The sequence below is a fragment of the Neoroseomonas rubea genome (genome assembly GCF_016106015.1).
Classification (GTDB): Bacteria; Pseudomonadota; Alphaproteobacteria; order Acetobacterales; family Acetobacteraceae; genus Neoroseomonas; species Neoroseomonas rubea.
In genome coordinates this window covers 1-7,491 of sequence record NZ_JACADQ010000194.1, presented here as the reverse complement: position 1 = coordinate 7,491, position 7,491 = coordinate 1, and the positions used below count along the sequence as shown (strand labels likewise).

The window sequence follows — 7,491 nt, the reverse complement described above, 5'->3', positions numbered from 1 at the left end:
CGCCACGCCGTGGCGAATGCGTCCGACGGCGCGCTCGCGCGCGTCGTCGCGATGTTCGACAGCCTGCCCGACCGGCGGGAGGCCGACCGGCTGCTCGATGCCGTGCGCCCGCGCCTGCGCGCGCTGCGCCCGCCGCGGCCGATCGCTCTGCCGCGCCTGTTGTTCCTGCCGCTCGACGGCGCGATCCGCCATCCGCGCGAATGGCGCCGGCAGGATGGCGGCCTGCCGCGCTCGTCGCTGCTCGTGATCGCCGACGCGGTGCGCGCCGCGGCGGCGGAGGAATGCGCGGCGATTGAGGCATCCTTCGCCCGCCGGAGCTTCGCGGACCTGACATCTGTCGCCGGCGCGGGCCGCGCGCTCTGGCGGCTCGCCGCGCAGGTGGCGGACGGGCTGCAGGCACCCCGCGCCTGGGGCACGACCGGGCTGGCGGCGGAGGACTTCAAGGCCTGCATCGCGCTCGCCGCCGGTATCTGGCGGCATGCGGACGCGCTTTGGGGAGCGCTCGCCGCCGCGCGGGAAGGGCCGCCGGAGCCGTTGGTGCGCGCGTTGTTCAACGAACTCGCCCCGGAATCGCCCCAGGTGAAGCAGGCGGCGCTCGAGACGCTGCTGCTCAAGGCCGCGCAGCCCGGCACGGTCGCGGCCATTGCCGGGCCCTCCGCGCCGGGCATCGCCGACCGCGCGCTCGATCGCTGGCTCGATGGCTGCACGCCGGAGGTGAACGGCGCCGACCTCGCGGCGGCGGCCGAGGTGGTGGAGGAATTCCTCGAAAGCCTCGTCGATCTCGAGGCAAGCCCGCCAGGCCGGCGGGCCGACCGGCGCCAGAAGCTCACCTCCCTGCGGCGGGATGTCGACCTCGCCTGCCGCAACGCCTTCAGCGAGGCCGCGACGACGAAGCTGCTCGGGCCGCTGCTGGCCGCGAAGGGGCCGCCCGACAACCACGCCGTCGCCGAGATGGAAGCGGCGGCGCGGAGCTTGAGGCGCCTTGAACAGGCTGGGCGGCAGCTTGGCGGTGGCGGCGCCTATGACGCGACGCTCGCCCGCGTCATAGGCCAGTTCGGCACGCTGCGCGGCGCGGGCGGCGCGAGCCTCGCCGACCTCGCGCGCCTGACCGAGATCCTCGCCGGGCCGGAAGCGGCGATGCGGCTGCTGGACGCGGGCTAGAGCATCCTTCGATCAAGCGGAATCGTTTGAACGAATGCAGATGCCCGCGAAAACAAAGGCCTAGAGACGTCGCCGCGAGCCAAGGCGAACGGATACGGCTCTAGCCCCGCACCAGCGGGCAGCCGCCATCCGCGATCGGGCGGAAGGCTTCCTCCGCCGGCACCGTCGCGCGCAGCTTGTAGAAGTCCCACGGGCCGCGGCTTTCCTCGGGCGCCTTCACCTCGAACAGGTAGGCCGGGTGGATCTTGCGGTTGTCCTCGCGGATCCGGCCCGGTCCGAAGGCGTCGTCATCGGCGGGCATGCGCTTCATCACCTCGATCACCGACATGCCCGACTGCTTGGCGCGCGCGACCCCCACCTCCGCCACCGCCTTGAGGTAGTGGATGCAGCACGAATACGTCCCGGCGTGCTCCTGGTTCGGCATGTTGTCCGGCGTGCGGCCCAGGATGCGGCTCGCCAGCGCCCGCGTGCGGTCATTGAGGTCGTGGTAAAAGACCTCGCTCATCACCATGCCCTGCGCGGCTTCCAGCCCGATGCCGCGGATGTCCTGCACGAACATGATCATGCCGGCCAGCTGCTGGCCGCGGCGCGTCAGGCCGAACTCATGCGCCTGCTTCACGCAGTTCACCATGTCCCCCGCCGCCATGGCGAGCCCCACCACCTTCGCGCGGCTCGCCTGCGCCTGCAGCAGGAACGATGAGAAGTCGGTCGTGCCCGGGAAGGGATAGCGCGCCGAACCCAACACCCGCCCGCCGGCGCGCGTGACGAACCCGCCCGTGTCGCGTTCCAGCTGGTGGCCGAAGGCGTAGTCGGCGGTGATGAAGTACCAGGAATCCCCACCCGAACGCACCGTCGCCCCGCCCACCACATTGGCGAACATCCAGGTGTCGTAGGTCCAGTGGATGGTGTGCGTGCTGCACTGCGCGCCCGTCAGTGCCGAGGTCGCGGCACCCGAGGCGAGCTGGATGCGGTCCTTCTCCCGCACCAGGTTGGCGACGGCGAGCGCGATCGCGGAATTGTTCACCTCGCACATCATGTCGACCCCGTCCTGGTCGATCCAGCGGCGGGCCAACGCCAGCGCGGCGTCGGGGCGGTTCTGGTGGTCGCCCTGCAGCACCTCCACCCGGATGCCGCGCTGGGCGAGGCCGAGATCCTCCACCGCCTGCTGCGCGGCGGCGAGGCTCGTCGGCCCCGAGGTGGAACGGTAGGGGCCGGAGAAATCGGCGAGCACGCCGATCCGGATCACCTGGTCCTGCGCGCGGGCGCGGGGCGGGGCGATCAGCGCGGTGCCGGCGGCGCCCGCGGCGCCGAGCGCCTGGCGGCGGGTGATGGTCATGGCGGTTCTCTCCCTTGGCGCAGGCATCGAGGCCCGCTTGCCCCGTCATGCTGGCCGGGTCCGGCGGGGCTCCGCAAGGCCCGGGTGGGTTCCGCGCGGCGCGCGGCCGGTCCATCATCCGCCCGTCACACCATCCAATTCCGGGACGAACCCACATGGCCCTGCGCTGCGACCTCATCATCCGCGACGCCACCATCTTCGACGGCACCGGCGGGCCGCGCCGGCGCGGCGACGTGGGCGTGACGGGCGACCGGATCGTCGCGGTGGGCGACCTCGGGGCCGCGAGCGCGGACCGGGAAGTGATCGCCAATGGCCGCGCCCTCGCCCCCGGCTTCATCGACGCGCACACCCATGACGACCGCGCGGTGATGTGCGGGCCCGACTGCATGACCTGCAAGATCAGCCAGGGTGTCACCACCGTGGTGGTCGGCAATTGCGGCGTGTCGCTCTCCCCTGCCCGCTTCGCCAAGCGCCCGCCGCCGCCGCTCGACCTGATCGGGGAGGATGGCTGGTGGCGCTTCGACAGCTTCGGCGACTACGCGCATGAACTGAAGAAGCGCGGGTCCGAGGTGAACACCTACGCGCTGGTCGGCCACCAGACGATGCGCGTGGAAGCCATGGACGGCGACGTGATGCGCCCGGCCAAGGATTCCGAGATCGAGCACATGCGCCTGCGCGTGAAGAACTCGCTGGCGGAGGGTGCTTCCGGCTTCTCCACCGGCCTCTACTACCCGCCCAACATGCACGCGACGACCGAGGAAGTGATCGCGGTGGCCGAGCCGCTGCGCGCCTTCGGCGGCATCTACGTCACGCATATGCGCGACGAGGCGGACCGCGTGCTCGCCTCGATCGAGGAGACGGCGAAGATCGGCAAGCGCGTCGGCGTGCCCGTCTGGGTGAGCCACCACAAGTGCTCGATGCCGGAGAACTACGGCCGCTCAACGCAGACCCTCGCGCTGCTCGACGCCTACAACCAGACGCAGGACGTCTTCTTCGACATGTACCCCTACCCGGCCGGATCGACCGTGCTGATGCCCGACCGGCTGCGGGAGGATGTGAAGGTGATGATCACCTGGTCGATCCCGCACCCCGAGATGGCGGGTAAGTACCTGTCGGACATCGCGCGCGGCTGGAACACCGACATCCGCATGGCCGCCGAGCGCCTGCTCCCCGCCGGCCAGATCACCTTCCAGATGGACGAGGAAGACGTGCGGCGAATCATGGCGCACCCCTCCTCCGTCATCGGCTCGGACGGCATCCCGCACGACGCGCATCCGCATCCGCGCCTATGGGGCACATTCCCGCGCGTGCTCGGGCTCTATGCGCGCGAACTGCGGCTGTTCAGCATGGAGACCGCCATCCACAAGATGACGGGGCGCACGGCGAACCTGTTCGGCATGATCGACCGCGGGGAGATCCGCGAAGGCGCCTATGCCGACCTGGTGCTGTTCGACGCCGACACGGTGATCGACCGCGCGACCTTCGAGGACCCGAAGCAGGTCTCGGCGGGCATCGAGGAAGTCTGGGCGAACGGGGTGCCCACCTACGTGGCCGGCAAGGGGGCGACGGGGGAGAAGCCGGGGCGGCTCGTCACGCGCAACCGCGTGTGACGCAGCACGGGGGCGCCGCCCCCGTGACCCCCGCCGAGGGCCGAAAGGCCCTCGGAACCCATCACTCAGTCGAGGATGCGGAAGATCGCCTCGATCTCCACCGGGATGCGACCCGGCAGGGAGCCCATGCCCACGGCCGAACGCGCGTGGCGGCCATTCTCGCCCAGCACGGCGACGAACAGGTCGGAGCAGCCATTGATGACCTTCGGGTGGTCCTCGAAATCAGGATCGGCATTGACCATGCCGAGCACCTTCACCGCCTTCAATCGATGCAGCCCGCCGACGGCCTCGGCCGCCGTGGCGAGCAGGTTCAGCCCCACCGCGCGCGCCGCCGCATAGCCCGCCTCGATGCCGACCTCGCTCGGCACCTTGCCGCGCAGCGCAACGCCCTCATGGCCGCGCGGGCCCTGGCCGGAGGTGTAGAGGAAGCCGCCCTCGATCCGGTAAGGGACATAGGTGCCGAGCGGCTTGGGCACCGGCGGCAGGGTCAGGCCGAGCGCGGCGAGCCGCTGTTCGGGGGTTTCGGTCGACATGGCGTCCTCCTGGGCGTGCGGCGCCATGCGACACGCGCATGCGCGATCCCGCAAGAGCGCCTTTCAATGTCAGTATTACTGACCTAAAATTCCCCCATGGACACGCTCCTGCCGTTGCTCGGTTTCGCCATCGCCATGTCGGTCACGCCGGGGCCGAACGTGCTCATGGTCGCGACCGGCGCCGCCAATGCCGGCGTGCGCGCGACGGTGCCCCACATGATGGGCATCGCGATCGGCTTCGGGGCCATGCTGCTGATCGTCGGGCTGGGCCTGGCCGCGCCTTTCGCAGCCGCACCCTGGCTGCACACGGCGCTGAAATGGGGCGGTGCGGCCTGGCTGCTGGTGCTGGCCTGGAAGATCGCCCACGCCGGCGCGCCCGGCGCAGGACCACCGCGCGCGCCGCTCGGCTTCATCGGCGCCGCACTGTTCCAGTGGGTGAACCCGAAGGCGTGGATGATCGCGCTCGCCGCCATTCCGACCTTCACCACGCCCGACGGCGACATGCTGCGCCAGTCGCTTGCCATCGCCGGCGTCTTCGCCCTGGTCGGCTTCCCCTGCACGCTGGTCTGGGCGCTGCTCGGCGCTGGCGCGTCGCGCCTGCTGCGCACCGACCGCGCGCTGCGCGCCTTCAACATCGCCATGGCGGTGCTGTTGGTGGCGTCGCTGCTGCCAGCCTTCCTGTAGAGCGGATCGCATCCAGCCCCGTGCGGGACGACGCTCGCAAACGAGGCTGGCGCGGTCGCACTTCGCAACACCGCGTCACGACCCGCCGTGGCAGAAGGGCGCATGACCTTCGCCCGCCGCCCGCTGATCCTCGCCGCCTCCGGTCTTCTCCTGCCGCTACCGGCGCTCGCCCAGGCGCGGGTAGCCACGCCGCCGCAGACGCGTGGCCCCTTCTATCCGCCGACCTTCCCCGAGGATTCCGACGCCGACCTGGTACGCGTGCGCGGCGCGGCGGCGGAGGCGATGGGCCAGGTCGCGCATCTGCGCGGCCATGTGCGGCGCATGTCGGGCGATCCGGTCGCGGGCGCCCTGGTCGAGATCTGGCAATGCGACGCGCAGGGCATCTACCGCCATCCACGCGCGCCCCGCACCCAGGCCTTCGACGGAAACTTCCAGGGCTATGGCCGTGCGGCGACGGATGCACGCGGCGCCTTCGCCTTCCGCACGCTGCGCCCCGCGCCCTATCCGGGCCGCACGCCGCACATCCATGTGCAGGTGACGCCGCGCGACGGCGCGGCGCTGGTCACGCAACTCTATGTGGCGGGCGAGCCGCTCAACGCGCGCGACGGCATCCTGAATGCGATCCGAGACCCGGCGGCGCAGGCGGCGGTGACGATCCCCTTCGTCCCCGCCGACCGCATCGAGGCCGGCGCGCTGCTGGCAGAGGCCGAGATCCTGCTCGGCTGACGCCGCGTCAGTGGGTGGCGTCGGCCCGCGGCACAATGGCCAGCACGCCGACGACGGCGCCCAGCAGGCGCACGGCGAAGGCGTCGCCCGCCTCATGCGCCTCGGCGAGCGCGCGTTCCACCGCGGCCTGGGCATAGCGCACCGGGTCGGTCATCCCTGTCGGAACGGCGATGTGGGCGTGGCCCGCATCGCCCGTGACAGCGACACCTTCCATTTTGTCCGTCAGCGCCTCCGGCATCGTGCAATCCCCCATACGTTGCTGTAGCCGAGTCGAATATAAACCCAGAGTGGAACACTCTCATCAACAATTCTCACACCCTTGTGAGCATGTCCACGCTGCAACGAATTATCCTGTGGATTATGGCTAAAATTTAACCTTATGTGCCTTGACGGCAAGCGTAACGAATGACTCATCCCGAGTCCGCAAGGCGCTCTCCAATCTCTGGACCGCCCGGGCGCCCGTTCCTAGGCTCCCTCACCTTCAAGGGAGACCGCCATGCGACGCATAACCCTCGCCTTCTGCCTTGCGGCCTCCACCGCGCTCGCGACCGAACTGCCGGTCCGCAGCGTCACCCTCTCCTCCGCCGGCCTCGCCCAGATCGAGCGCGCGGGCGAGGTGCCGCCCGAGGGCAGCGTCGTCTTCCGCGCCCCCACCGAGGATGTGGACGACCTGCTGCGCAGCCTGATCGTCGTCGACACCGCCGGAACCGTCGAAGGCCTGCGCCTGCCGGCGAGCGACCTGGCCGGCGAAGCCTTCCGCGGCCTGCCGCTGCGCCCGGACGACTTTACCTCCCGCGAGCGGCTGCTTGCCGCGCTGCGCGGGCAGGAAGCGGAGGCCGGCGGCGCCCGCGGCCGCATCGCCGACGCGTCGGAGACCACGAACGGGCTGCGCCTGTCCCTTGTCACGCCGCGCGGCCTCGTCACCGTGCTCCTGCGCGAGGGCGACGAGGTGAAGCTCACCGACGAGGGCCTCGCCGCCCGCGTGGCGCGGGCCGCCGAGGCGCTGGCCGCCGCGCGCAGCGAGGATGAGCGCCGCATCGAGATCCGCCTGCGTGCCGACCGCGCCCGCCAGGTGGCCGTGCTCTACGTGGCCGGCGCGCCGCTGTGGAAGCCGTCCTACCGGCTGCTCGTTCCGCCTCTCGCCGCGACCGGCGGCACCGCCCAGGCGCGGCTGCAGGGGTGGGCGGTGGTCGAGAACGCCTCCGGCAGCGACTGGGACGCGATCCGCCTCGCCCTCGTCTCCGGCGAGGCCGCCGCCTTCCGCCAGCGCATCTACGAACCGATCACGGTGCCGCGCCCCGAACTGCCCGTGCGCGTCGCCGGCGCCGTCCAGGTGCGGCCGGATACGGGCGGGCGGCCCACGCCCCCGCCACCCGCGCCCGTGCCCGCCCCGGCGGCGTTGGTCCCCGAACTTTCGGCTGCGCCCCAGGCCATGCGCGCC

General features: G+C 71.4%; 7 protein-coding genes and 1 pseudogene. 5 read left to right on the top strand and 3 right to left on the bottom strand.

Features of this window, described 5'->3' with window-relative positions; genetic code table 11:
- Positions 1–1,161 (top strand): hypothetical protein (locus HW577_RS16555; protein ID WP_198377253.1); only part of this gene is annotated, 1,161 nt, incomplete at its 5' end.
- A 100-nt stretch (positions 1,162–1,261) separates the two neighbouring features.
- Here HW577_RS16555 and HW577_RS16550 read toward each other — a convergent pair.
- Positions 1,262–2,497 carry an ABC transporter substrate-binding protein gene (locus HW577_RS16550; RefSeq protein ID WP_198377252.1) on the bottom strand — a complete coding sequence of 412 codons (1,236 nt, stop codon included), beginning with the start codon at positions 2,495–2,497 and terminating at the stop codon, positions 1,262–1,264.
- 155 nt (positions 2,498–2,652) lie between these two features.
- On the opposite strand from HW577_RS16550, the gene HW577_RS16545 reads away from it, so the two are divergent.
- The gene (locus HW577_RS16545) at positions 2,653–4,107 is read left to right on the top strand and encodes an N-acyl-D-amino-acid deacylase family protein (RefSeq protein WP_198377251.1); all 1,455 of its coding nucleotides are present in this window, start codon (positions 2,653–2,655) and stop codon (positions 4,105–4,107) included.
- A 65-nt stretch (positions 4,108–4,172) separates the two neighbouring features.
- On the opposite strand, the gene HW577_RS16540 is transcribed toward HW577_RS16545, so the two are convergent.
- Positions 4,173–4,640: a RidA family protein gene (locus tag HW577_RS16540; RefSeq protein WP_198377250.1), complete on the bottom strand. Its 468-nt coding sequence runs from the start codon at positions 4,638–4,640 to the stop codon at positions 4,173–4,175.
- A gap of 96 nt (positions 4,641–4,736) precedes the next feature.
- Between HW577_RS16540 and HW577_RS16535 the strand changes: the two genes are divergently transcribed.
- Positions 4,737–5,324 (top strand): LysE family translocator, encoded by a 588-nt coding sequence (locus HW577_RS16535; protein ID WP_198377249.1) that lies wholly within the window; start codon positions 4,737–4,739, stop codon positions 5,322–5,324.
- 102 nt (positions 5,325–5,426) lie between these two features.
- A complete protein-coding gene (locus tag HW577_RS16530) occupies positions 5,427–6,050 on the top strand; it encodes a dioxygenase family protein (RefSeq protein ID WP_198377248.1) in 624 nt (207 codons plus the stop codon).
- 7 nt (positions 6,051–6,057) lie between these two features.
- Here HW577_RS16530 and HW577_RS16525 read toward each other — a convergent pair whose 3' ends face one another.
- Positions 6,058–6,288: a hypothetical protein gene (locus tag HW577_RS16525; protein WP_198377247.1), complete on the bottom strand. Its 231-nt coding sequence runs from the start codon at positions 6,286–6,288 to the stop codon at positions 6,058–6,060.
- A gap of 258 nt (positions 6,289–6,546) precedes the next feature.
- Between HW577_RS16525 and HW577_RS16520 the strand changes: the two are divergent.
- Positions 6,547–7,491, top strand: a pseudogene (locus HW577_RS16520) (DUF4139 domain-containing protein); the annotation flags it as partial.